General features: G+C 65.8%; 13 protein-coding genes. 10 read left to right on the top strand and 3 right to left on the bottom strand.

The window, feature by feature from the left end:
• Positions 1-53: 53 nt before the first annotated feature.
• Positions 54-614: an NADPH-dependent FMN reductase gene (locus ACI2KK_RS22955; RefSeq protein ID WP_404670742.1), complete on the top strand. Its 561-nt coding sequence runs from the start codon at positions 54-56 to the stop codon at positions 612-614.
• Positions 615-713: 99 nt separating this feature from the next.
• Here the strand turns inward: ACI2KK_RS22955 and phnX are convergent, their stop codons facing one another.
• Both phnX and ACI2KK_RS22945 read right to left on the bottom strand, forming a co-directional pair.
• Entirely contained in the window at positions 714-1,541 is an 828-nt protein-coding gene (gene phnX / locus ACI2KK_RS22950; RefSeq protein ID WP_404670741.1) for a phosphonoacetaldehyde hydrolase, read from the bottom strand.
• A 34-nt stretch (positions 1,542-1,575) separates the two neighbouring features.
• Positions 1,576-2,682: a 2-aminoethylphosphonate--pyruvate transaminase gene (locus ACI2KK_RS22945; protein WP_404670740.1), complete on the bottom strand. Its 1,107-nt coding sequence runs from the start codon at positions 2,680-2,682 to the stop codon at positions 1,576-1,578.
• Positions 2,683-2,801: 119 nt separating this feature from the next.
• Here ACI2KK_RS22945 and ACI2KK_RS22940 point away from each other — a divergent pair, with 119 nt between their 5' ends.
• From ACI2KK_RS22940 to ACI2KK_RS22900, 9 genes are all read left to right on the top strand, one after another.
• Entirely contained in the window at positions 2,802-3,665 is an 864-nt protein-coding gene (locus tag ACI2KK_RS22940) for a LysR substrate-binding domain-containing protein (RefSeq protein ID WP_404670739.1), read from the top strand.
• A gap of 81 nt (positions 3,666-3,746) precedes the next feature.
• A complete protein-coding gene (locus tag ACI2KK_RS22935) occupies positions 3,747-4,763 on the top strand; it encodes an AraC family transcriptional regulator (protein ID WP_404670738.1) in 1,017 nt (338 codons plus the stop codon).
• 79 nt (positions 4,764-4,842) lie between these two features.
• Entirely contained in the window at positions 4,843-9,399 is a 4,557-nt protein-coding gene (locus ACI2KK_RS22930; RefSeq protein ID WP_404670737.1) for an NEL-type E3 ubiquitin ligase domain-containing protein, read from the top strand.
• A 73-nt stretch (positions 9,400-9,472) separates the two neighbouring features.
• Complete coding sequence (locus tag ACI2KK_RS22925) at positions 9,473-13,972, top strand: NEL-type E3 ubiquitin ligase domain-containing protein (RefSeq protein WP_404670736.1); 4,500 nt, start codon at positions 9,473-9,475, stop codon at positions 13,970-13,972.
• 123 nt (positions 13,973-14,095) lie between these two features.
• Complete coding sequence (locus ACI2KK_RS22920) at positions 14,096-15,742, top strand: AMP-binding protein (protein WP_404670735.1); 1,647 nt, start codon at positions 14,096-14,098, stop codon at positions 15,740-15,742.
• Between the two features lie 12 nt (positions 15,743-15,754).
• Positions 15,755-16,522 (top strand): SDR family NAD(P)-dependent oxidoreductase, encoded by a 768-nt coding sequence (locus tag ACI2KK_RS22915; protein WP_404670734.1) that lies wholly within the window; start codon positions 15,755-15,757, stop codon positions 16,520-16,522.
• A gap of 12 nt (positions 16,523-16,534) precedes the next feature.
• Complete coding sequence (locus ACI2KK_RS22910; RefSeq protein ID WP_404670733.1) at positions 16,535-17,728, top strand: acetyl-CoA C-acyltransferase; 1,194 nt, start codon at positions 16,535-16,537, stop codon at positions 17,726-17,728.
• Between the two features lie 8 nt (positions 17,729-17,736).
• On the top strand, positions 17,737-18,864 hold the full coding sequence (locus ACI2KK_RS22905) for an acyl-CoA dehydrogenase (RefSeq protein ID WP_404670732.1): 1,128 nt from the start codon (positions 17,737-17,739) through the stop codon (positions 18,862-18,864).
• A gap of 13 nt (positions 18,865-18,877) precedes the next feature.
• Positions 18,878-19,651: an enoyl-CoA hydratase gene (locus ACI2KK_RS22900; protein WP_404670731.1), complete on the top strand. Its 774-nt coding sequence runs from the start codon at positions 18,878-18,880 to the stop codon at positions 19,649-19,651.
• 184 nt (positions 19,652-19,835) lie between these two features.
• Here ACI2KK_RS22900 and ACI2KK_RS22895 read toward each other — a convergent pair whose 3' ends face one another.
• On the bottom strand, positions 19,836-24,347 hold the full coding sequence (locus ACI2KK_RS22895) for a hypothetical protein (RefSeq protein WP_404670730.1): 4,512 nt from the start codon (positions 24,345-24,347) through the stop codon (positions 19,836-19,838).
• Positions 24,348-24,680 lie beyond the last annotated feature (333 nt).

Raw genomic sequence — 24,680 nt, 5'->3', positions numbered from 1 at the left:
AACGGTCATCTATAACTGTTCAGGTTCCATTCCCCACACAGGACTTACACGCCATGAGCCAGGTCTATTCGGTAGCGGTTGTCGTCGGCAGTTTGCGCAAGGACTCCTACAACCGCAAGGTGGCCCGCGCCTTGTCCGAGCTGGCCTCGTCCAGCCTCGCCTTGAAAATCGTCGAGATCGGTGATTTGCCGTTGTACAACGAGGACGTCGAGGCCGAGGGTGCGCCGGACAGCTGGAAGCGCTTTCGCGACGAGATCCGCCGCAGCGACGCGGTGTTGTTCGTCACCCCGGAGTACAACCGTTCGGTACCAGGCTGCCTGAAAAACGCCATCGATGTGGGCTCGCGGCCCTACGGGCAGAGCGCCTGGAGTGGTAAGCCGACGGCGGTGGCCAGCGTGTCGCCAGGGGCGATCGGCGGTTTTGGCGCCAACCATGCGCTGCGTCAGTCGCTGGTGTTCCTCGACATGCCGTGCATGCAGATGCCCGAAGCGTATATCGGCGGGGCGGCGTCGTTGTTCGATGAGGGCGGCAAGCTGAACGACAAGACCCGGCCGTTCCTGCAGGCGTTCATCGACAAGTTTGCCTCCTGGGTGAAGCTGAACCGCTCGGTCTGACATTGCGCATATGGCCATTCGCGGGTAAACCCGCTCCCACAGGGGGATCACTATCCCTGTGGGAGCGGGTTTACCCGCGAAGAATATGACGCCGACCTGTCAGAACGCCTGCGGCATCTCCCCCTTGGCCAGCCGCCGGTTGATATCGGCGATCACCTCGGGCAGCTCGTTGATGGTGTCGATCAGGTAGTGCGGCCGGGAGCCGGCGAACAGCTGGTGGATGCGCTGGCGCTCGCTTTCGAGCTTCTCGGCGCCCAGCGCACGGTACTCCTCCCAGGTCAGCCCCAGGGCATTGCCCGAGCACACCAGCGCCACGGTCCACATGCCGGCGCGGCGGCCTTCGAGGATGCCCGGCACGGTGTCGTCCACCTTCACGCAGGCGGCCACATCATCGATACCCAGCGCGATCACGTTGGCCAGGGCCTGGGCCGGCCACGGGCGCCCGTTAGGGGTTTCGTCGGTGGCCACCACGTGGTCGGCCACATAGCCGTTTTGTGCGGCCAACTCCACCACCTTGTCCATCACCACCTTGGGGTAGCCCGAGCACGAGCCGATCTTCAGCCCGCCCTTGCGCAGCCCGGTGAGGGTGTCCAGGGCGCCGGGGATCAGCGCCGAGTGCACGGCAATCTTCTCGATCTGCAGCGGCATGAAGCGCTCGTAGATGGCGGTGACGTCATCGTCGGTAGGCGTGCGGCCGAACACCTTGCGGTAGCGCTCGGCGATCTCCGGCACGTCGCACAGGGTGCGAATGTGGTCCCACTTGCCCATGCCCATGGGCCCGCGGGCCTCTTCGATGGACACCTGCACGTCGAACTCGGCGAAGGCCTCGACGAAGATCTGCGTGGGGGCGAACGAGCCGAAGTCGACCACGGTGCCGGCCCAGTCGAGGATGGCGGCTTGCAGCTGGGTGGGGTTGCTGTAGTTCATGTGCGCAATTTCCTTGAATTGGGTGGGCAGAGGGTCAGATGTCCAGCACTTCCATTTCCCGCAGCACCTCGGCCACGGCGTCAACGGCGGCCTGCATGCCGGCCGCGCCAACCACGCCGATGCAGCCGACGCGGAAGGTCTCGACCTGGGTCAGCTTGCCGGGGTAGAGGATGAAACCCTTGGCCTTGACCCGCTCGTAGAAGTCCTTGAACTGGTAGCGGGCATCATTGGGGGCGTGGAAGGTGACGATAATCGGCGCCTGGATATCAGCAGGCAGGAAGCTTTTGAGGCCGATCTTGGCCATGCCTTCGAGCAGGGTCTTGCAGTTGTCGGCGTAGCGCTGGTGACGGGCCGGCAGGCCGCCTTCCTCGTTGTATTGCTGCAGCGCTTCGTGCAGGGCAGCGACCACGTGGGTGGGCGGGGTGAAGCGCCACTGACCGGTCTTGGCCATGTAGGTGTGCTGGTCGTGCAGGTCCATGGCGAGCGAATGGGCGTTGCCCTCGGCGGCGGCCAGGGCGGTTTTTTCGGTGAACACGAAGCCCATGCCCGGTACGCCTTCCAGGCATTTGCCAGAGGCGGCGATCAGCGCCTCGAAGGGGACTTGCCGGGCATCGATGGGCAGCGCGCCGAACGAGCTCATGGCGTCGATGATCAGGCGTTTGCCGTGGCGCTGGATCACCTGGGCGATCTCGGGCAGCGGGTTGAGAATGCCGGTGCTGGTTTCGCAGTGAATTAGCGCCACGTGGGTGACGGCAGGGTCGGCGGCCAGCAGGCGGTCGACGTCCTCGGCGGTGGTCGGTTGGTCTTCGGCGGTTTCGAAGGTGCTGTAGGCGCGGCCCAGTACCTTGCAGATCTTCGCCAGGCGCTGGCCGTAGGCGCCGTTGATCAGTACCAGCACCTTGCCGTCACGCGGTACCAGGGTGCCGATGGCTGCCTCCACGGCGAAGGTGCCGCTGCCCTGCAGGGGCACGCAGTGGTGGCTGGCGGCGCCGTCGAGGATCGCCAGCAGTTGCTCGCACAGGCTGGCGGTCAGCTGGTTGAAGTCGCGGTCCCAGGAGCCCCAGTCCACAAGCATGGCCTGGCGGGTACGCAGCGAAGTGGTCAGGGGGCCGGGGGTCAGCAGGATCGGGGCGTTGCTCATTCCGTGGTTCCTCACAGGCGGTGGGCTGGGCTGGAAAACTATGGGGGCTAGGTTGCAATTGGCTGATCTATCAATCAAATTGTTTGTAGATATGCTAGCCATCAGTCAGGCCGATAGATATGAACCTGTTCCAGCTCCGCGCCTTCGATGCCGTCGCCCGCGAGGGCAGCTTTACCCGCGCCGCCGAGCGCCTGTTCATCAGCCAGCCGGCGGTGACCGGGCACGTGAAGGCGCTGGAGGAGCACTACCAGATCACCTTGCTGCGGCGCACCGCGCGGCGGGTGGAGTTGACCGAGGAGGGCACGCGCCTGGCGGCGATCACCCGGGCCATGTTTGGCCTGGCCGAAGAGGCCCAGGCGATGCTCGAGGCCAACCGCCAGTTGCTCACCGGGCGCCTTGAAGTGGCCGCCGACGGCCCGCACCGGGTGATGCCGATGCTGGCGCTGCTGCGTGAGCGCTACCCGGGCATCACCGTCAACCTGCGCCTGGGCAACGCCCAGGAAACCCTGGCCGCGCTGCTGGGCGAGCATGCCGACGTGGCGGTACTGACCGAGATCGAGCCGCGCAAGGGCCTGCATTTGCAGAGCCTGTGCCAGTCGCGGTTGTGCGCGCTGCTGCCGCTGGGGCATGCCTGGGCCGAGGCCGCTGATGACCTGCCGCTGGCCGCGCTGGACAAGCAGATCATGGTACTGCGCGAACCCAGCTCGACCACCCGGCGTACCTTCGACAAGGCCTGCGCCGGGGCGGGCATTCAGCCGCGGGTGCTGCTGGAGCTGGACAGCCGCGAGGCGGTCACCGAGGCGGTGGCGGCGCAGTTGGGCATTGGCGTGGTGTCGTCCACCGAGGTGGCCCATGACCCGCGGGTCGTGGCGCGGCCGTTGAGCGGGGCGGGTCTGGTCAACCAGCATATGCTCGGGTGCCTGGAGCGGCGCCGGGAACTGCGCTTGATCCAGGCGTTTCTGGGGTTGGCTGCCGGTGTTTGAGCGGCCTAAGATGCGCTGGCCCCATCGCCGGCAAGCCGGCTCCTACAGGGAGTGTGCTGCTGCAGTGAGCGGAAACCTTTGATGAGCGAGAAAGACACCATCTCCATGCAACTGGTGCGTGAAGCGCTGTTGCAAAGCTGCCCGGCTGGCGCGGTGGATACCGTGCTGGCCCGGGCCGGTATCGATGCGGCGCAGTTGCCGCTGCCCGAGGCGCGAGTCGGCGCCGATGCCTACGCACGCCTGTGGCGCCTGCTGGCGTGGCGCTGCAACGACGAATTCTTCGCCATGGACCCGCGCGGCCTGCGCAGCGGCAGCCTGGCCTTTGTGTGCCGTGCGGCCATGGTGCAGCCAACCTTGGCCGACGGGTTGCGCAGCGTGCTGGACTTTCTCGGGCTGATGCTCGAAGACTTGCAGCCCGGCCTGGTACGCCAGCCGGGCCTGGCCGAAATCGTCATCAACGAACCGCGCGACGAACCGCGCCGGGCGTTCACCTACTTCACCTTCTGGATGATCGTGCACGGCGTGGCCTGCTGGCTGGCTGGGCGGCGCATCCCGATCCTGGCCATCGACCTGCGCTGCGCCGAGCCGCCGTTTTGCGATGATTACCGGGTGATGTTCTCGGAGAACCTGCAGTTCGAGCGCCCGCGCACGCGCATGATCATCGCCGCCGACTGCCTGGACCTGCCGCTCAAGCGCACGCCTGAAGAGCTGCAGCGTTTTCTGGCCGAAGCGCCGGGCAACATTCTGGTCAAGTACCGCGACCCGGCCAGCTTGGGCCGGCGTATCCGCAACGACCTGCTGGCGCTCGACCCGGCCGGCTGGCCGGACGCCGACCACCTGGCCCGCCAGTTGTGCCTGTCGCCGTCGACCCTGCGCCGCCGCCTGGCCGACGAGGGGCAGACCTACCAGGGGCTCAAGGACAGCGTGCGCCGGGAGCTGGCGATTGCCTGGCTGAGCGCGGCCGAGCCGGGCCTGGGCGAGATTGCCGAGCGCCTGGGGTTTGCCGACAGCAGCTCGTTCTACAAGGCGTTTCGCAAGTGGTTCGGCTGCAACCCCGGGCACTACCGGGCGTTGATCATGGCGCGCGAGGGCGGCTGACAGGTCGGGGTTTCCAGCTGTCGCTGCCGGGGGCGCTGGCCCACCGTGGGGGTTCTATCCACCACAGGGACGCTCGACCATGCCCGATTCTGCAGCACCACCCGTTTTCCACCACAACCTGCTGCGCGCAAACAAGGACAAGCCCAAACCACTGAGCGCCGCCGCCGAAGCCAGGTTGCGTGGTGTGACCGATGACTACCTGCGCGCCAATCTGCCGGGCTGGCTGAAGGGGGCTACGGCCGAGCAGCTCAAGGTCTTGCGCGTCTGCTTCAACGAGCATCGCGAGAGCCAGCAACAGGTGCGTGAGGCGCTCAAGGAACTCAAGCCGCTGGTGACCTATGCCAAGGAGCTGCTGGCACCCGGGCTCAAAAACTTGCTGGGGGAAGAGGTTGATCTGGATCGGGCCCAGTGGCGTGAGCACAGTCCGAAATTCGACCGCAGTACCAATAGCGCGGAGTTCCGCAATCGCTACTGGTCTGCCTTGCAGCAGTTCATGCAGAACTTCAAGGATGACGAGCGGTTCTTCCCCGGTACTGCGCTGGTCTACCCGGTTGACGCGGCCAGCCATGCACCTGAGCGAGTACTTTGGTCGGACACCAGAAAGCTGGTGGCGCTGTGCCGTACGCTCGATATAGGTGGCAGTTACCAACTGCACCTGAATACGGTGTTCGATGACAGTTTCAAGGCGGTGCTGGCCAAGGACCGGCGCCGACAGCTGGCGCTGGCGGCACAAATTGCCGGGCTCAAGGGGCAACTGGTTACAGACGACCTGAAGATGCTGAGCCGGGTCACCAAGCAGCAGGAGGTCAGCCATGCGAAGAGCATCAGCGTGGCTTGCGGCGAGCTGAAGTTGCTGGGGGCGCGTGTCGACGGTGCGCTGGCTTTCGAGTTGCGTGGGGCCTGGGAGTTCGAAGGCGGCGGCGCGACCTTGCCGCTCAAGCCGGTCAAAGGGGTGATCCTCTATTTGCCGGCCAACGAGCAACAGCCGTTGCACCACTACGCGAACTGGCGTGCTGCCAACCTGGCCCTGGGTGAGCAGGTGCGTACCTCGAATTTTCGCGAGGCGCTGACAGGCTGCATCGCCCTGGCTGACAGGGCGGCCTGGCTGGAGACGCTGGGCAAGCGTTTGAAAGACCCGCAAACCGATGTTCAGCCTTCGCTGTCGGCAGTCACCGGCGGGCTTTTCGACACGGTTGCCGCGCGGCATCTGCAACGTATCCGTGACGATGCGGCGTTCCTCGCGGTACCGACTGCCAAGGTCGACGCCGCCGCCTCGAGCGCCCGCCTCAAGGCGCTGGAAACCGCAGGCCTGGTGCTGCTCAACCTGGCGGCGTTTTTTGTCCCGGGTGTCGGCGAGGTATTGCTGGCCAACATGATTGCGCAAACCCTGGGTGAGGCCTTCGAGGGCATCGACGACTGGGCCCAGGGCCACCGCCATGAAGCCCTCGAACATTTGCTCGATGTGGCCCAGACCGTGGCGGTGGTTGGCGCCACCGTGGCGGCGGGCAGCCTGGTGCGCAGCGCCTTCGTTGACAGCCTGGTACCGATGAATCGTGCCGATGGCGCGCCGCGGCTGCGTTCCACCGACTTGGCAGCCTATGCCCAGGTGCCCACCCAAGCCCTCATCGAGCTGGACAACGGCCTGTTGTCCGATGGCCGTGAGCACTGGTGGCGAGATGCCGAGGGTCTGTACTACCGGGTACGGCCGAGCACCACCCACAGCAACTGGGAGCTGGTCCACCCGAGCCGCGCCGACGCCTATGCCCCGCGCCTGGTGGGCAATGGCGAGCGGGCCTGGTGGCTGGCCACCGAGCACCCGCTGGAATGGCAAGGTACGCGGGTACTGCTGGCCCGCCTGTGGCCGCCGGCGTTGCAGGTGGATGAAGGGCGGATCGATGACATGCTCAAGGTGGCCGATGTCGACCAGGACCACCTGCGCGGGTTGCTGGTGGAGGGCCGGCCGTTGCCGGTGGCCTTGCGCGATACCATCGAGCGTTTTGCCGTGGATGCGCGGCTCGAAAGCTTCTTCGGGCAGGTTGACCAAGGCCTGGCAAGTGACACCGAACTGTTGCAGTGGTGCGTTGGCAAGCTCGGCATCGCCAGCGAGGCATTTGAGGTACAGGTGGCGGCCATCCAGCAGGATGCCCCTGAGCTGCGTGAGCAGATGCTCGAGCAGTTCTCTCGCCGTTACCTGTGCCAGGACCCGCAGCTGGCGCAGGTTATGCGCGAACTGCCGGGCCTGCCCGACGCCTACGCCTTGCACCTGCTCGAGCAGGTTGGCGCCGATCTGCGCGAGCGCATGATCACTGAGGCGCGCCTGCCGCTGGAGGTGATCGAGCGGGCCCAGGTGCTGTTGCGCCAGGCTCAGCTGACGCGCATGCGTGAAGGGCTGTACCTGCGCGGCAGCCATGGCGCGCAAAGCACTGAACTGGTGTTCGCCCTGTTGCGGCGCAATGGCGCGGTGCCGGCTTCGGTGAACCTGGTGCTGCGTGAGGGCAGCGATGTGGGGCCCTTGCTGGCGCGCCTGCAGCCTGAAGCGCCAGGGCAGACCACCACGACCCTGGTGCGCCGCAACGGTCGCTTTCGCCTGTTCGACGAGCGCGGGCTTGACCCGGATATCGACCTGGCCGAACCCGGTGGGCTGGCCGAGGTACTGCTCGCCTGCCTGCCCGAAGCACGCCTTGAGCGCCTGGGCTGGACCGGCAGCTCGGCCAGTGAGCGGGTGCTGGCCGACCTGCGTGCCTGGCTCCCGGAGGGCGAGCAGGCGCAGACCCGGCTGGTGGGGCTGCGGCCGTTGTCACCTGCCTCGCTACCCCGCCTGGTGGAGGGGCGTCGTGCCTACCTGCGCGGTGGCCGCGGCCCGGGTGATGCAGCCAACCGCAACATGCTCAGGGACCGGGTGCGCAGCCTATACCGGGGCTTCAACGACCGCGAGGTCGATGTGTTCGTCAATATCCTGCTCGAGCAACCTGGCTCGGCGTTGGCCAACCTGCGCGAGCACGAGCAGGCGTACCGCCAGCTCGACGAAGCGCTGCATGGCTGGGTCGTGGCTGAACGAGCGGTTGCTGCCCAGGGTTTGCGCCGGCTGGTGGCCAATGAACTGCGGCGCAGCTGGCGCCTGGAAGGCGAGGCGGTGTGGGTCGACCCGACCGAGGCAGAAGGTCGGCGCCTGAGCCTGATCGGCATCCCTGTCGGTAGCCTGCCCACTTTGCCCTTGGGGGCTGACTTCAGCCATGTGGTCGACCTGACCTTGGTGGGGCTGCGGCTGGAGCAGTTGCCCAGCAACTTCCTGCGCAGCTTCCCCCAGTTGCGCCGGCTAAACCTGAGCAACAACCAGCTGCGCGCGGTACCTGCCGACATCGAGCGGCTACGCAGCCTGCGTACCTTGACCCTGTCACGCAACCGTATCCGCATGACCGCGTCCGGTGCCCGCGCCCTGCGTGCCCTGACCCACTTGCGTGACCTGGACTTGAGCGTCAATGCGTTGGGCGGCATCAGCCTGGAGTTTCGCCAGATGTCGGGCCTGCGTGAAGTCAACCTGCGCCGCACCGGCTTGCTCACCGTGCCGTCGGGGCTGGAGTGGTGCGGTTTTCTGCGCTACGCCGACCTGCGCGACAACCAGATCGCGACCTTGCCCCAGGCCTTGCTCGATGCGCCTTACGAGTTCCGCCAGGGTTTGGACTTTTCTGGTAACCCGCTGCCGGTGGCCATGCGCCAGAGCCTGCACGCACCCAACCCGGTACCGCCGGTGGGCGGCCCGGGCGGTGCTGCTGTGACCGACAGCCGCAGCGCCTGGCTGGCCACGCTGGATGCGCAAGTGCAGCCACGCCATGGCGAGCAGTGGGATGCCCTGCGCGCCGAGCCCGGCAGTGATGGCTTGTTCCAGTTGCTTCAGGAGTTGACCGAAAGCAGCGACTACCGCCAGGCGCAGCAGGACCTCGGGCGGCGGGTATGGGCGGTGGTGGATGCGGCCATGCAGGACAGCGCCCTGCGCGAGGAGCTGTTCAACCTGGCGGGGAGCGAACGCACCTGCGTGGACAGTGTGATCTCGTGTTTCAGCTTTCTGGAGGTGCGGACTTTCGTCAGCCAGGCCCTGCGTGAAGGCCTGCCGGAGCAGGCCGAGTCCATACGCCTAGGGGTCGCCCGGCGCTTGTACCGGCTGGACCAGGTGGAGCGTATCGCCCGCGACACCATCAGCCAGCGCCTGGCCAGCGGGGTGCCGGTGGATGAAGTCGAAGTCAGCCTGGCCTACCGCATCGGGCTTGCGCGCGAACTGGAGCTGCCCGGCCAGCCGCGTACCATGCAGTTTCGCAGCATCGCCGATGTGACCGAGGCGCAACTGCGGGCTGCTGCGCGCGAAGTGCGGGCCCTGGAGGGCGGGGCAGGGCTTGCCGAGTTCATCAGCGCCCGGGACTTCTGGGTGGCCTACCTGAAAGAGGCGTATGCCGAGCGCTTCGCCGAGGTCGAGCAGCCGTTCTGGGATCGGCTGGAAGCGCTGGAGCAAGGCGACCAGGCAGAAGGTGCCCGCCTGGTGGCGATGAACCAGCTCGGCGTTGACCGTGACAAGGCGCTCAAGCAACTGGCCCTGCGCCTGACCCGTGAGCGCCTGGCTGCGCAGGTGGGCAACCGGCGCTGAGCTGTTTCCCTCTGCCTGCACCTTCACGGTTGGGTCAGCCTCGGCTGCTCCTACCCTACTGTGAAGGTGCACCATGACCTCCGTTACCCCCCCTTCCACGACGGCGGTGAACGACCGCCTGGCCCACGCACCTGATGCATTCATCGGTGAGCGGCTGCCCGCCTGGCTCAGGCAGGCATCGGCTGCGCAGATCAACAAGCTGCGCGACAGTTTCACCACCCACAGGCAAAGCCAGGAACAGCTGCGCAAGAAAACCCTGGCGCTGATCCCGCTGGAGGCATTTGCCCGGCAGAAATTTCAGGAAGGGTTGGGCGAGCTGCTGCCTGAGGATGTTTCGCTGGATGATCTGCAGTGGCTCGATGTGACCCCCCGTTTCACCCGTGTGCCGGGGGCGCTTTGGCCGATCTACGGGCCTGACTACCGGCGCCAGGCCGGCCTGTTGCGCCTGATGCAGAACTTCGAGCACGGCGCTACGTTCTTCAAGGGCACCGGGCTTGTGAAGAAGAACGGCTTCAAGGAGCTGTCGAGTGACCCGCAAGCACTGGCAGCAGCCTGCCGTGTGCTGGATGTCGGGCGCGAGTACCTGAAGCGTCTGGATGGGGTGTTCGACGAACCGGCACGCAAGCTGCTGATCGCCGACAAGCGTGCAGGCATGAAGCTGGCGCTGGAGGTTGCCACCCTCCAGGGGCACCTGGGGGCGGTGCAGCGGATCGCCATGGGCCACCTGGCCGATGGCAGCGATGACCTGGCGAGCGGCGAACTGCGTGCACAGCCTGCCATGCTCAAGGTGCTCGGTTGCCAGGTGGCGGACGCGTTGCTGGTGTCCTTGGTTGGCGCAGGTGGCAAGGATGAGGGCGTGGTGCTGTACCTGCCCAGCCACCCGACCCGGGCGCTGCGGCATTTCCAGTCATTGGATGCAATGGCTGAGGCGTTGGTCGGGGAGCTGCGCGGGTCGGCGTTTCGCGGCTTTTTCAGCCAGTTGATCAGGTTGGCCGATCGCCCTGGTTTTCTGAAAAAACTCACCACGCGACTTAAAGACGACAAGCCCGACCTGGAACCTGGCCGGGTAGCGACCGTTGATGCATTCGGCGACCTGGTCAGCGCGCAGGTAAAACGGGTCAAGGATGATGCCCGGTTGCTGCTGGTGCCGAGCGCCGAGGTCGATGCCAAGGCCGCCACGGCGCGGCTCGAGGCCTGGGAGACCGCTGGGCTTACGATCGTCAACCTGGCCGGCTTCTTCATTCCGGTGATTGGCGCCGTGCTGCTTGGGCAGTTGGTGGCGCAGACACTGGTGCAAGTGTATGAAGGGGTCGAAGACTGGGCGCATGGCCATCAGCATGAAGCACTGGAGCACCTGCTGGGTGTGGCCGAGAGCCTGGCCGTCGCGGCGGCGGTAGCCGGTGGCACCAGCATCGTGGCACGGGGCTTTGCCCGTAGTGCCTTCGTCGATGGCCTGGAGCCTGTGGCCACGTCGGAACAAGCTCTGCGCCTGTGGTCGAATGACCTGGCCCCCTATGCCGACGCGACCGGCGATGCCGTGCTGCAGGACGACGGGTTGTATGGCAAGGGTGCCCGGCGTTGGGTACATATCGATGGCACGTTCTACCGGGTGCATCGGCCTGTGCCGTCAGGGCCTTGGCGGTTGCGTCACCCCTTGCGTGAAAACGCCTACGGGCCAGCGTTGCTGGGCAATGGTGAACGCGGTTGGCGCTTGCTCCGGGAGCGGCCGCTGGAGTGGGACGACCCGGCACGCATGCTCGAGCGCCTGTGGCCCCTGGCACAAGGTTGGACGGCGCAACAGGCTCGCCAGGTGCTGGATGTCGCCGGCATGGACGCGGACGCCTTGCGCGGGTTGCTGGTGGAGAACCGCAAACTGCCGGTCAACCTGCGCGAGGCCATCCGGCGCCTGCAGGCCAGGCAGCGTATTGACGCGTTTTTCGCAAGCCTGTGGGACCCTGCGTGGGTCAATGACGACCGGGAAATCCAGGACTGGTGTCTGACCCAGCCCGGTACCCAGGGGCTTGACGAAAAGACATTGAGCGCGCGGTTGCTGGCCCGTGAGCAGAGCTTGCGCCCCCACCTGTTCGCCCACCTGAGCAAGGCGGTGGTTGCCGACAGCCCACTGTTGCAGCTGGTACGTCGTGACTTCCCGGGCCTTTCGGATGCTTACGCCGCCGAGGTGGTGGCTGAGGCCAGTGACGCCCAAGCCTTGCTGGTCAAGGCCGAAGGCAAGTTGCCGTTGGCACTGGCCAGCAAGGCGCGCTCATTGTTGCAACTGGCCAACCTGAGCCGCGTGATGGAAGGGTTGTACCTGGACAGTGAGTACAGCAACGACAGCGACCGGTTGGCGGTGGCCTTGCTTGGGCGGTTGCCGGTCAAACCGGACGCGTTGCGCCTGGAGTTGCGCAAGGAGACCGGGTTTGGCGAGGTGCTGGCACGTTTCGAAACGCCAGGAGCCACGGCGCCCGTGATTCGGCTGTTGCGCGAATCGGGGCGGGTGGCGCTGTACGACGAGCGCTTGCAGCTGCTCAAGACCCAGGCCGGGGAGCCTGGCGGTATTTTCGAGGCGATCACCGCTGCGCTTTCTGCCTCGCAGCGCAAAGCCCTGGGCTTGAGCCAGGCAGCACCGAGTACCTCGTTGCGCGAGCTGCTGCTTGCGCAGTTGCCGGCCACCCGCGGCGAGCGCATGCGCTTGCTTGGCTGGCAGGAGCAGACGCCCTGGTTCAACCCCGGCCAGCGCCTGGCCGATGGGCGGGTGGGTTACTTGCTCAGTGGCCGGGGGGAGGGGGTGCAAACCCCTCGCTCGATGCTGCGCCAGCGGCTGCGCAGCCTTTACCCCGGGCTCGACGAGCAACAGCTGGACGCTGAACTGGAGCGTTTGCTGCAAACCGAAGGGTCGGCCTATAGCCTGCTGGCAGAGCTGGAAGATGATTACCAGCAGCTCGACCAGCACCTGCGCAATTGGGTCGGCGCCGAGTTGAACGATGCCCGCCGAGCCGTGCGCCAACGCCTGGCCGAACGCTTGCGCCGGGCCTGGCGGCTGCAAGGCGAAGCGGTCAGGGGTGAGGACGGCCGGGTTGAAGGTTTGCGCCTGAGCCTCAGCGGGTTGCAGGTGACGACGCTGCCGGCGTTGCCTGCGCAGGTGGAGTTTTCCCGGGTGACCGTGCTGGTGATGAACGAAACCCCGGTCAACGTGGTGCACAGCGATTTCCTGCAGGCCTTCACGGCATTGCGCGAGCTGAACCTGAGCCGCAACAGGCTGCTGCGGGTGCCCAGCGGTATCGCCTATCTGACCGACCTGCGCAGGCTGCGCCTGGCACACAACAGCATCCGCCTGGACAACGCTGCGCTGCAGGCGCTTGGCGGGCTGCCCGGCCTGAGCCATCTGGACCTGGCCTATAACCCGCTGGGGGCGTACGCGATGCGCTACAACCAGTTGCCGCATCTGATGGAGTTGAACCTGCGCGCCTGTCGCCTGGGGGCGTTTCCGTCCGGTATCGAGCTGTGCGGTTTGCTTGAGCGCGCCGATTTGCGCGACAACCAGTTGGTCCATGTGCCCGATTCGGTACTGGGTATGCCCCACGCTTATCGGCGTTCCTTCCTGGTGTCGGGCAACCCGCTGCGCAACCAAGACCTGCGTGGCTTGTTCGCACTCGACACGATTCAGGAGCACGGGCACCTGACGGAACTGCCAAGGACGATCGACAATGCCGCGACCCGGGCGGCGTGGTTGAGCGACGTCGAACAGGCGTCGCAGGTGGCCCGCAGCTCCCTTTGGGACAGTGTCGTGGCCCTGCCGGACAGCGCCGGGCTGCTCAAGCTGCTTGGCCTGCTGGAGCACGTGCGTGATTACACCGAGGCCCGGCAGGCGCTGGGCCAGCGAGTCTGGGCTTTGCTCGAAGGGCTGCGCGACAGCACCGGGCTGCGCACGCAGGTGTTCACCCTGGCAAATACGCCGCTGACCTGCACCAACACGGTGGCCGAGCGTTTCGCCGAACTGCAGGTGCGCCTGCGGGTGGACGCCGCCGAGCGCGATACCCGGCATGAGCGTGGCAATGACTTGCTGGCGCTGGGGCGTGGCCTGTTTCGGCTGGAGCGGGTGGAGCGTATTGCCCTGCAGGACATTCGCCAGCGTATCGACGCCCGTGAAACCGTCGACCAGCAGGCCCTGAGCCTGTTCTACCGGGTGCGCCTGCGCGAGCGCCTGGCATTGCCTGGCCAGGCCCACTTCATGCACTACGCCGATGCCGCCGAAGTGACGGCCACGCAGCTCGAAGACGCCTACCAGGCCGTGCGTGCCGCCGAGACGCCAGGCGCATTGGCCGAAAGCTTGAGCCAGCGCCGTTTCTGGCAACTGTACCTGCAGGAGTGGCACAGCGAGGCATTTGCCGAGCTGGAGCAGGTGTATGTGGCGCGCCGTCAGGTGCTGGAGGGCCAACGTGGGCAACTGCTGGTGGACGAGTACGACCTGCAGTTGGAGACCTTGCAGGTCGACGAGCAGACCGACCGCCTGGCGCTGTTCCAGGAACTGACCCGGCAATTGCTCGGCGGCCGCGAGCGGGGCCAGGCCTGATAAGCCCTGCGGCCAAACCGGTCATCCAGATTGACGCCTTTGGCCATTGCCGGGGCGGATGAGCGGCGCGAACATCGTCGGACCGATGGTGCACTCCAACAATAAGAAACCAGGAGTCCGACGATGCGTAATTACGCCGAGGCCGCCCGAGCCTTCGACTACAGGGCGGCAGCCGATAACGCCCTGCATGGCCAGCTCGATGCCCTCAACGCCTGTGTTGAATGCTGTGACCGGCATGTTGGCAGTGGCCGGCTGGCGCTGGTCTTTGAAGACCGCGACGGCAAGGGTGGCCGCTACAGCTTTGACCAGTTGCAGGGGCTTGCCGCGCGCTTTGCCAATGTGCTCAAGGCCCAGGGGGTTGGGGCGGGTGACCGGGTTGCCGGGCTGATGCCGCGTACCCCCGAACTGCTGGTGACCATTCTTGCCACCTGGCGCCTGGGGGCGGTGTACCAGCCGCTGTTCACCGCCTTCGGGCCCAAGGCCATCGAACACCGTCTGGAACAATCCCATGCCCGGGTGGTGGTCACCGACCGCCACAACCGTTCCAAGCTCGATGACGTTGCCGGTTGCCCGGCGGTGATTACCGTCGGCGCGACGGCCGGAGCGCTGGATTTCCATACGGCCCTGGAGGCCGCCGAGACGCACTGCGAACCGGTGCTGCGCACAGGCGATGACCCGTTCCTGCTGATGTTCACCTCCGGCACCACAGGGCCTGCCAAACCACTGGAAGTCCCGCTGCGGGCCATCGTCGCTTTCCAGGGTTACATGCGTGACGCCGTCGGCCTGCGCCCTGATGACAACTTCTGGAACCTGGCCGACCCAGGCTGGGCCTATGGCCTGTATTACGCGGTCACCGGGCCACTGTCCCTGGGCCACGCCACCACCTTTTATGACGGGCCGTTCAGCGTCGAAAGCTGCGCGCGGGTCATCGACAAGCTGGGCATCACCAACCTGGCCGGCTCACCCACCGCCTACCGCCTGCTGATTGCAGCAGGTGAGGCGTTCGCCGCACCCATCAAGGGCCGCCTGCGGGTGGTCAGCAGCGCGGGCGAGCCGCTCAACCCCGAAGTGATCCGCTGGTTCGCCGACGAACTCGGGGTGACCATTCATGACCATTACGGGCAGACCGAGCTGGGTATGGTGCTGTGCAACCACCACGCCCTGGCCCACCCGGTGCGCCCGGGGTCGGCCGGTTTTGCCATCCCCGGCCACCGCATCGTGGTGGTCGACGGGCAGGGTAATGAGTTGCCTGTCGGCCAGCCGGGCATTCTGGCAGTGGACCGCGAGCAGTCGCCGTTGTGCTGGTTCGGCGGGTATCACGGTTTGCCGACCAAAGCCTTCGTTGGCCGCTACTACCTGTCCGGCGACACCGTCGAGCTCAACCCCGATGGCAGCATCAGCTTCGTTGGCCGCAGTGACGATGTGATCACCACCTCCGGTTACCGGGTTGGCCCGTTCGATGTGGAAAGCGCGTTGATCGAACACCCGGCGGTGGTCGAGGCTGCGGTCATCGGCAAGCCCGACCCGGAACGCACCGAGCTGATCAAGGCCTTCGTGGTGCTGGCCCAGGGCTTTGCTGGCAGCCCCGAGCTTGAAGAAGCCCTGCGCCAGCATGTGCGCCAGCGCCTCTATGCCCACGCCTACCCGCGTGAAATCGAATTCGTCAGCGAGCTGCCCAAGACCCCGAGCGGCAAGCTGCAGCGGTTCATCCTGCGCAACCAGGAAATCGCCCAACAACAAGCCGCGCAGCCGATCGCTGCGGGCGCCTGAAGGAACAACGACATGCACATCCAGAACAGCAACTTCATTGTCAGCGGCGCGGCTTCGGGCCTGGGCGCCGCCACCGCGCAGATGCTCATCGAGGCCGGCGCCAAGGTGATGCTGGTGGACCTGAACGCCGCCGCCGTCGAGGCCAAGGCTCGCGAGCTGGGCAGCAACGCCCGCTTTGTGGTGGCCGACATCAGTGACGAACAGGCCGCCCAGGCGGCGGTGGATGCCGCCGTCAGCGCCTTTGGCAGCCTGCACGGGCTGGTCAATTGCGCTGGTATCGTCGGTGCTGAAAAGGTCCTGGGCAAGCACGGCCCGCACGGGCTGGCCAGCTTCGCCAAGGTGATCAACGTCAACCTGGTCGGCAGTTTCAACCTGCTGCGCCTGGCCGCTGCAGCCATGGCCGAAGGGCCGGCGAACGAGGGCGGTGAGCGCGGGGTGATCATCAACACCGCCTCCATCGCCGCCTACGACGGGCAGATCGGCCAGGCCGCCTATGCTGCCTCCAAGGGCGCGATCGCCAGCCTGACCTTGCCGGCCGCCCGTGAACTGGCGCGCTTCGGCATCCGCGTGATGACCATTGCCCCAGGTATTTTCGAAACCCCGATGATGGCCGGCATGACCGATGAGGTACGTGCTTCGCTGTCGGCCGGGGTGCCGTTCCCGCCACGCCTGGGCCGCCCGCAGGAATACGCTGCGCTGGCCCGTCACATCATCGAGAACAGCATGCTCAACGGCGAGGTGATTCGCCTCGACGGCGCGCTGCGCATGGCTGCCAAGTAAGGAGTACAGAACATGACCCTCGCCAATGACCCGATCGTTATCGTCAGCGCCGTGCGCACGCCCATGGGCGGCCTGCAGGGTGACCTGAAAAGCCTGACCGCGGCGCAACTGGGCAGCGCGGCGATTCGCGCGGCCGTGGAGCGCGCCGGCCTCGAGGCGGCCAGCGTCGATGAAGTGCTGTTCGGCTGCGTGCTGCCCGCCGGCCAGGGCCAGGCACCTGCACGCCAGGCGGCCCTCGGCGCCGGGCTGGGCAAGCACACCCCCTGCACCACGCTGAACAAGATGTGCGGCTCGGGCATGCAGGCGGCGATTCTCGCCCATGACCAACTGCTGGCCGGCAGCGCGCAGGTGATCGTTGCGGGCGGCATGGAGAGCATGACCAACGCCCCATACTTGCTGGACAAGGCCCGCGGCGGCTACCGCATGGGCCACGGCAAGATCATCGACCACATGTTCATGGACGGCCTGGAAGACGCCTACGACAAAGGCCGGCTGATGGGCACCTTTGCCGAGGACTGCGCGCAGAACGGCGGCTTCAGCCGTGAGGCCCAGGACAACTTCGCCATCGCTTCGCTGACCCGTGCGCAAGAGGCAATCAGCAGCGGCCGCTTCGCTGCCGAGATCGTTGCGGTGGAAGTCACCGAGGGCAAAGAGAAGCGCGTCATCAAGGACGACGAGCAGCCGCCCAAGGCGCGCCTGGACAAGATCCCGCAGCTCAAACCTGCGTTCCGCGAAGGCGGCACGGTAACCGCAGCTAACTCCAGCTCGATCTCCGATGGCGCTGCGGCCCTGGTGCTGATGCGCCGTAGCGAAGCGGAAAAACGCGGGCTCAAGCCGTTGGCGCTGATCCATGGCCACGCCGCATTCGCCGACACCCCGGCGCTGTTCCCCACCGCGCCGATTGGCGCCATCGACAAACTGATGAAACGCACCGGCTGGAACCTGGCCGAGGTCGATCTGTTCGAGATCAACGAGGCATTTGCCGTGGTCACCCTGGCGGCCATGAAGCACCTCGACCTGCCCCACGACAAGGTCAACATTCACGGCGGCGCCTGCGCCCTGGGCCACCCGATCGGCGCCTCGGGCGCGCGCATTCTGGTAACCCTGCTGTCGGCCCTGCGCCAGAACAACCTGCGCCGTGGCGTGGCGGCCATCTGCATTGGCGGTGGCGAGGCCACGGCCATGGCCGTCGAATGCCTGTACTGAGGTGAACCATGCTGGTAACTGACGAGCAACAACAAATCGCCGATGCCGTGCGCGGGTTTGCCCAGGAACGCCTGAAGCCCTTCGCCGAGCAGTGGGACAAAGCCCATCGCTTCCCGAAGGAAGCCATTGAAGAGATGGCCGAACTGGGCCTGTTCGGCATGCTGGTGCCGGAGCAATACGGTGGCAGCGACACCGGCTATGTGGCCTACGCCATGGCCCTGGAAGAGATCGCCGCCGGTGACGGGGCCTGTTCGACCATCATGAGCGTGCACAACTCGGTGGGCTGTGTGCCGATTCTCAAGTTCGGCAGCGAGGCGCAGAAGCAGCAGTTTCTTACACCGTTGGCCACGGGTGCGATGCTTGGCGCCTTCGCCCTCACCGAGCCGCAGGCCGGCTCCGACGCCAGCAGCCTGAAAACCCGCGCGCGGCTGGACGGCGAGCACTACGTGCTCAACGGCAGCAAGCAGTTCATTACCTCCGGGCAGAACGCCGGGGTGGTGATCGTGTTCGCCGTCACCGACCCCGAGGCCGGCAAGCGCGGCATCAGCGCCTTCATCGTGCCCACCGACACGCCGGGCTACCAGGTGGCGCGGGTCGAGGACAAACTCGGCCAGCACGCCTCCGACACCTGCCAGATCGTTTTCGACAATGTGCGGGTGCCGCTGGCCAACCGCCTGGGCGAGGAGGGGCAGGGCTACAAGATCGCCCTGGCCAACCTCGAAGGCGGGCGTATCGGCATCGCCTCGCAGGCGGTGGGCATGGCCCGCGCGGCGTTCGAGGTGGCTCGCGACTACGCCAACGAACGCCAGAGCTTCGGCAAGGCGCTGATCGAACACCAGGCAGTGGCCTTCCGCCTGGCCGACATGGCGACGAAGATTGCCGTGGCCCGGCAGATGGTGCTGCACGCTGCGGCCCTGCGCGACGCCGGGCACCCGGCCCTGGTGGAGGCGTCGATGGCCAAGCTGTTCGCCTCGGAAATGGCCGAAAAGGTCTGCTCGGACGCCTTGCAGACCCTGGGCGGTTATGGCTACCTGAGCGACTTCCCGCTGGAGCGCATCTACCGCGACGTGCGGGTGTGCCAGATCTACGAAGGCACCAGCGATATTCAGCGCATGGTCATTGCGCGCAACCTTTGAAGGAGCAACCTGCATGGCATTCGAAACCATCCTGCTGGACATCCACGGCAAGGTCGGCCTGATCACCCTCAACCGCCCCCAGGCGCTGAACGCGCTGAACGCGCAGATCGTTGCCGAGATCAACCAGGCCCTGGACCAGCTTGAGCGTGACCCGAACATTGGCTGCGTGGTGCTGACCGGCTCGGCCAAGGCCTTTGCGGCCGGTGCCGACATCAAGGAAATGGCCGAGCTCAAATACCCGCAGATCTACGTCGACGACCTGTTCAGCGACGCCGACCGCATCGCCAACCGGCGCAAGCCGATCATTGCGGCGGTGTCGGGCTTTGCCTTGGGCGGCGGCTGCGAGCTGGCGATGATGTGCGACTTCATTCTTGCTGCCGACAACGCGAAGTTCGGCCAGCCGGAAGTCAACCTCGGGGTACTGCCGGGCATGGGCGGTACCCAGCGCCTGACCCGTGCGGTGGGCAAGGCCAAGGCCATGGAGCTGTGCCTGACTGGCCGGTTGATGGGCGCCGAGGAAGCCGAGCGTGCCGGGCTGGTGGCGCGCATCGTGCCGCAGGCGGAACTTGTGGAGGAGGCGCTGAAAGTGGCCGCGACCATTGCTGCCAAGTCGATCCCGGTGAGCATGATGGTCAAGGAGAGCGTCAACCGCGCATTCGAAGTCACCCTCAGCGAGGGTGTGCGTTTCGAGCGCCGGGTGTTCCATGCCGCGTTCGCCACCGAGGACCAGAAAGAGGGCATGGCAGCGTTCATCGCCAAGCGCGAGGCGCAGTTCAAGGACCGTTGAGGCGTTGCAGGCGCGGCGCGGCTTGGCACGGGCTTCGCCCGTGTTCGCGGGCAAGCCCGCTCCCACAGGGATCGCATAGCCTTGAAACCTGCGCGGTACCTGTAGGAGCCGGCTTGCCGGCGATGAGGCCGGTACAGGCCCAGTGAGGTCGTTGCCCTACTCGAAATAACCCCGGCCTGGGTAATCAGTGCCCGAAGAAATACCGCTCGGCATCGCTGCTGCTGACCGGTGCGCGATACACGTCTGCGTTGCCGCTGGCATGGCGCTGCGCTGCGGTTTTCAAATGCCCGGCCGTGAACTCGGCCTTGGCGGTATCCATCGCCGGGTAGTGAAAGTGCGCGTACCACAGCACATTGCCGCGGTGGGCGATGGTGTATTCGTCGAGAAAATCATCCGGGCGCCCCTTGACCTTGGCCAGGCGCTTGCGCGGCCCCGAGGTGTGTACCTGGACTTCGCCCTGGTCGATCAAAAACTGCACCTCGGCCATTCTGGGCTTTTGCGCCAGCGCAGCATCAATGCGCAGGGCTGCGGCCTGTGCTTGCAACTGCGTGGCCAGATCACGCAGTGATTTCGCCACGCCTTCGGCGTCCTGCCCCTGGCGGGCTTCATCGGTCTGGTTGTCCTCGGTCAGGCGCGCCTCAATGGCGTCGGCCTGGTTCAGCAGGCACTGGCGCTGGTGCAGCGCCGACTCCTCGATCTCGATCGGCAGATAGCGGTCGCTGGCCTTTTGCAGGTTAGCCAGTTCGGCGCGCGCGCCGCTCAGCAGTGAACCACTGTCCTTGAGCAGGCGTTTGAGGCTGCGCTTGACGGGGGCGACTGCCGGCTTGGCGGTTTGCACCTCTACCCAGTCGCCATGCTTGAGGTGGTAGGTGCGGCCCGGGGTCTTGGCATCGGGGCCGGGAATGTCGACGGTGTTGGCATCGTCGGCGCGGGGCTCGGCCAGCAGCAGGCCATGGTCACGGGTGTCGATCAGGGCCGGCAGCCTGGCATGCAACTGCCTGAAGGTTCTGAGGGGCGGGTAGTCGGGAAGCTCTGCAAGGTCCTGGGTGATTTCGCCCAGCAGAGCGCTCAGCTCGGTGCGCAATGTTTGCAGGGTTGGACGCGCACTATCGCCAGGCAACTGCCCGGCAAAAATCTCGAACTGGCGTTCTGCGGTCAGCAACTGCAGCCTGATGCTGCGCAGCAGCCGGGCACTGACTTCCGGATCGGGGGTTTCCAGCTGCAGCTGCTTGCTGCGCTGGGCGACCGTCAGGCGCAGCGTGGCCCAGAACTTGTCCCGCCAGAACGCGCCCTCGTGGCCTACACCCTCGATCAGGGTGAGGCGATTGACTTGCGTTTCCATGCGCAGGAAGCGCAGGTACAGGTCCTTGGTCAGCGGAGTTGGAAGCCGCTGTGCCAGGGTGTGCCACTCGACGATCTGCGGGTGGCGTGGGTTGGCCATCCTGCTCAGTTCGTTCTGGCGCAGGCGTATGCGGGCGATGTTTTCGGTCACCTGGTCCAGCACCGGGCCCAGGATGTTCAGGCGTTGGGTGGCGATGACGATGTCCTGGCGGCTCATCTCGCCGTCGGCGTTTTGTTCGGCGATGCTCAGGAGTTGCTCGCGACTGGGTTGATAACGCTGTTTCAGCGCCTGGTTCATGATGCGGTGGCATTCGCTGTCGTGGAAGATGGCGTGGGCGCAGACGGTCTTGAAGTGCTTGACCGGCTTGAGGGCGTTGTGGGCGCGAATGCGTTCCAGGCGGGTGGTCCAGAAGTCGGAAAGCCCTTTGAGCTTTTCTGTGCAGGCCAGCAGGGCGCTGTCGTCCAGCGTTGATTGCAGCAGCTTGCTGATGGTGGCCAGTTCCAGCGTTTTTGCCGCCTGGGCTTGGTCATCGGCGGCAATCAGCTTTGTCAGCGCTTCCAGTTCGGCCTGTTTGCCTTCCTGGACCTGCTTCAGGCGTTGCGTACGTGGCATGCCGCCCTTGAGGCGCAGGCTCAGGTCCAGCTGCCAGCGCCCTGCTTCGTCGCAGCGCAGCCAAGGGCCAGGCTCGCCGTTCGGGCCGACGATACGCAGCTGATCTTGCGTGGTATCCAGGGCCACTTTGTAGACTGCACCGTCGAGCACGGCATGCAACGCGTCATCCTGCAGGTAAAGGCCTTGCAACTTGCCGTGGGTCACGGGTGTTTTCAAGGTTGATACATCGACTTTGGCACGCAGGGCATCCAGCGCCGTGCGTTGGGTCGTGTCGAGTGCCGAGCCTGGGCGTGACCAACTGAAGTCCAGGTTGGGGGTGGGGTTTGTGTGACTGCGTTCGATGATCGGCTCGACCGGTTGCGGCAGGAGCGGTGACGGGGTGAGCTCCGGCAGCGATTCCTGCTGCTCAAGGCGCAGGCGGAAGATCGAGTGGCTGAACAGCAGCATGGCGATGTTCACCAGCAGGTCGACCAGTGCCAACTCGTGGCGCAGTGGCTCGCGCTCGCTGTCGCTGCTCACGTACTCGGCCAGTGCCACTTCGATCTGGGCCAGCCACGCGACCTTGCCCAAGGTGCTTCCGGCCAGGGGCAACAGGGTGATGAACAGCAACCAGCCAAGTTCCTTCCAGCGGTTCCAGCGCGTTTGTGAAGTGCTTGTGGCATGTTCCTCGAAACGTGCGATCGACTCGTTCACGCACGCCAGGTACAGCGCGGCCCCCGGTTTTTCGACCGCAGCCTCAACGGCCAGGGCGACCGGTGCCGGGGTATCCAGCGGCAATGCGGGGCTGTCCTCGAGCAGCACGCCCAGGTGTGGCTCGAGAAAACCGCCGTGGTTGTAGAAGCGGCGCACCTCGGCTGGCAGGCGTTGCAACAGGTCGTCCTGCAGGGGCCCTGGCGTGCTGATGGCGACGAACAGCGCCAGGCGGTCCGGGTAATACAGCAGGCTGTCCTGGTGCAGCGGGCGGTACAACAGGCACGGGCTGGCATTGGGCAGCAGTGGCTCGATCAGCCAGGTGTTGCGCGGGTGGTCCACCGAGGAGCCTGGGCGCTTGATGAACCCCAGAGGGCGCAGCACCCAGCGTGGCTGGGCTTCGTCGCTCGCTGCACGGAACACCTCGGCAACCTGTTGACTCATGGCCTGATCGGGCAGTTTGCCTTGCAGGTAAAGCTCCATGGCCAGCGCCGGCAGTTGGCTGCGCAACTGGTCGGCCAGCAGTTGCTCGCGATTGCGCCGCTGTTGGCTGTTGTCCAGCAGCTTGCGCCGCAGCATCGCGGGGTATTGGCTGGCGATGTCCAGTTCGCTGACCAGCTGGCTCAGGTAGTCCTGGGTCATCCACTCGGGCAGCGGGTCGGGGGTGGTGCTGCGCAGTTCCACGCGGCCGGGCCTGAGCAGGCCGAGGTTGCCGATGGCCAGTTGGGCCAGGGTGTACTCGACGGTCGTTACTTCGCCCGATGTCACGACATCGCCCTGGCCGCCAGCTGCGGCGATGACCTGGTGGTTCAGCACCTGCACATGCTCGGGCGCAAGTTCATCTTCGGGGTGGTCCTTGGCGAAACGCTCGCTCAAGCGCTGGTTGGCGAAAGCCTCGGCGCTGTCGATACCGTCCAGCCAGAACTGGCCGTTGCTGTCCTGATAGGTTTGCGCAACGTCCACCAGCAAGGTGCTGTAGTGCATCAGCGGCTTGCTTTGCGCCTGGCGCAGCCAGTCGGGCAACTGCTCGATCAGCGGTTGACGGCGGGTTTCTTCGTTGCTGTCACAGAGGTCGATCAGCGAGCTCAGGCGGTCCAGGTTCAGGCTCAGGCTTATCGCGTCGAGCTTGCTGTGATATTGCGGGGTGAGGTGGTCGATCAGGCGCAACTGCTGTTGCAGCAGCCCGAGGGCCTGGGTTTCGAATACCTGGCCGGTGGCTGGCACGATATCGACCAGGCGCGGGCTGGCGATGGCAGCTGCAGGCCAGGACCTGGCCATGGCCTGCAGCAGCGTCTGGCGCGAATCGTAGCCGAGCAGCCGGCCGCTGAGGGTGTAAAGCAGCGCCAGGTTGCGCGTGGGGTCGGGGTCCTGGTGCTCGATCAGCACCGCGCTGGAGAGATCGACATCAAGGCTGTCATCGGCGCTGAAGTCGATGCTCAGGTGAGACACCGTCAGCCCTCCCTGATGCCAGGTTTGGCGTTGCTCCGGAGCCGGATAGCCTTGCACCAGGTTGGCGGTGGCCAGGGCGAAATCGGCCAGGCTCGACTCCCTGTGGCTGCGCTGTACGAGCTGTTGCAGGCGTTGTTGCAGGTAGCCGGCGTACCAGCCCCAGGGGGTCTGCCCGCTGCTGTCGAAGCGCGTCCAGTAGTCGATCAGCAACTGTTTGTAGGTATCGATGAGCAGGGGCGCAGTTTCGTTGACAAGCAGTTCGAGCGCATGCAGGTCGATATCCACTTTCCAGGCCGGGTTGCCGTCCAGGTGGCTGCTGAGGTGGTCGTCGGCGTCGTTGAAGTTGAGGGTCTTGCGCCGGCAGTAGCGCTCTACCAGCACCTGCTGCAAGGGGCGTATCCAGCCATTGTCGGATTTACCGTACTTGCTGACGAGGAACAGGGCCTGTGGGTCGAGCGCCCGGCTGAGGCCGCGTTCATGCCACTGCTCGTCGAGTATCCGGGCGGCGGCATCGAGCAGGGTCGGGCGGTCGCTGAAGCGCCGGGCGACCGCGCAGTCCAGGGCGCTGTATTGCGCCAGGCGCTGGTGCAGGTTGTCGTTCATGGGCGGGCATTCCTTGATTGCGGGATGCCCATCTGGCCGGTTTTTGGCGGGAGGGGTGCGCTAGCAAGCTACCACCCGGCGTTCTGCGGCGCTTCAATGCTGACAGCGCAAGATTTGTTGCGGCATATTGCCCCAAGGCGCCTCCCAGGCGCGCGAATGAGGCACCAATGGGCGGATTCCTGGCTATTTCGGTCAATTGCCCCGTCATTTCTGTTGCCCGGCGCGTCTTGGCACCTTAGACTGCCGCCCCCTGTAAAAGAGTGCCGGTTGGCGCTTGAAAAATTCCGCCGGCGGTGATGCGTCATCGCTGGCACCCGAATCGCCCCAATGCAC

The sequence above is a fragment of the Pseudomonas sp. NPDC089406 genome (assembly GCF_044900265.1).
In the GTDB taxonomy this organism is placed as follows: domain Bacteria; phylum Pseudomonadota; class Gammaproteobacteria; order Pseudomonadales; family Pseudomonadaceae; genus Aquipseudomonas; species Aquipseudomonas fakonensis.
Note: the sequence above shows the minus strand (reverse complement) of the source record. Positions and strands in the feature narration are given on the sequence as shown.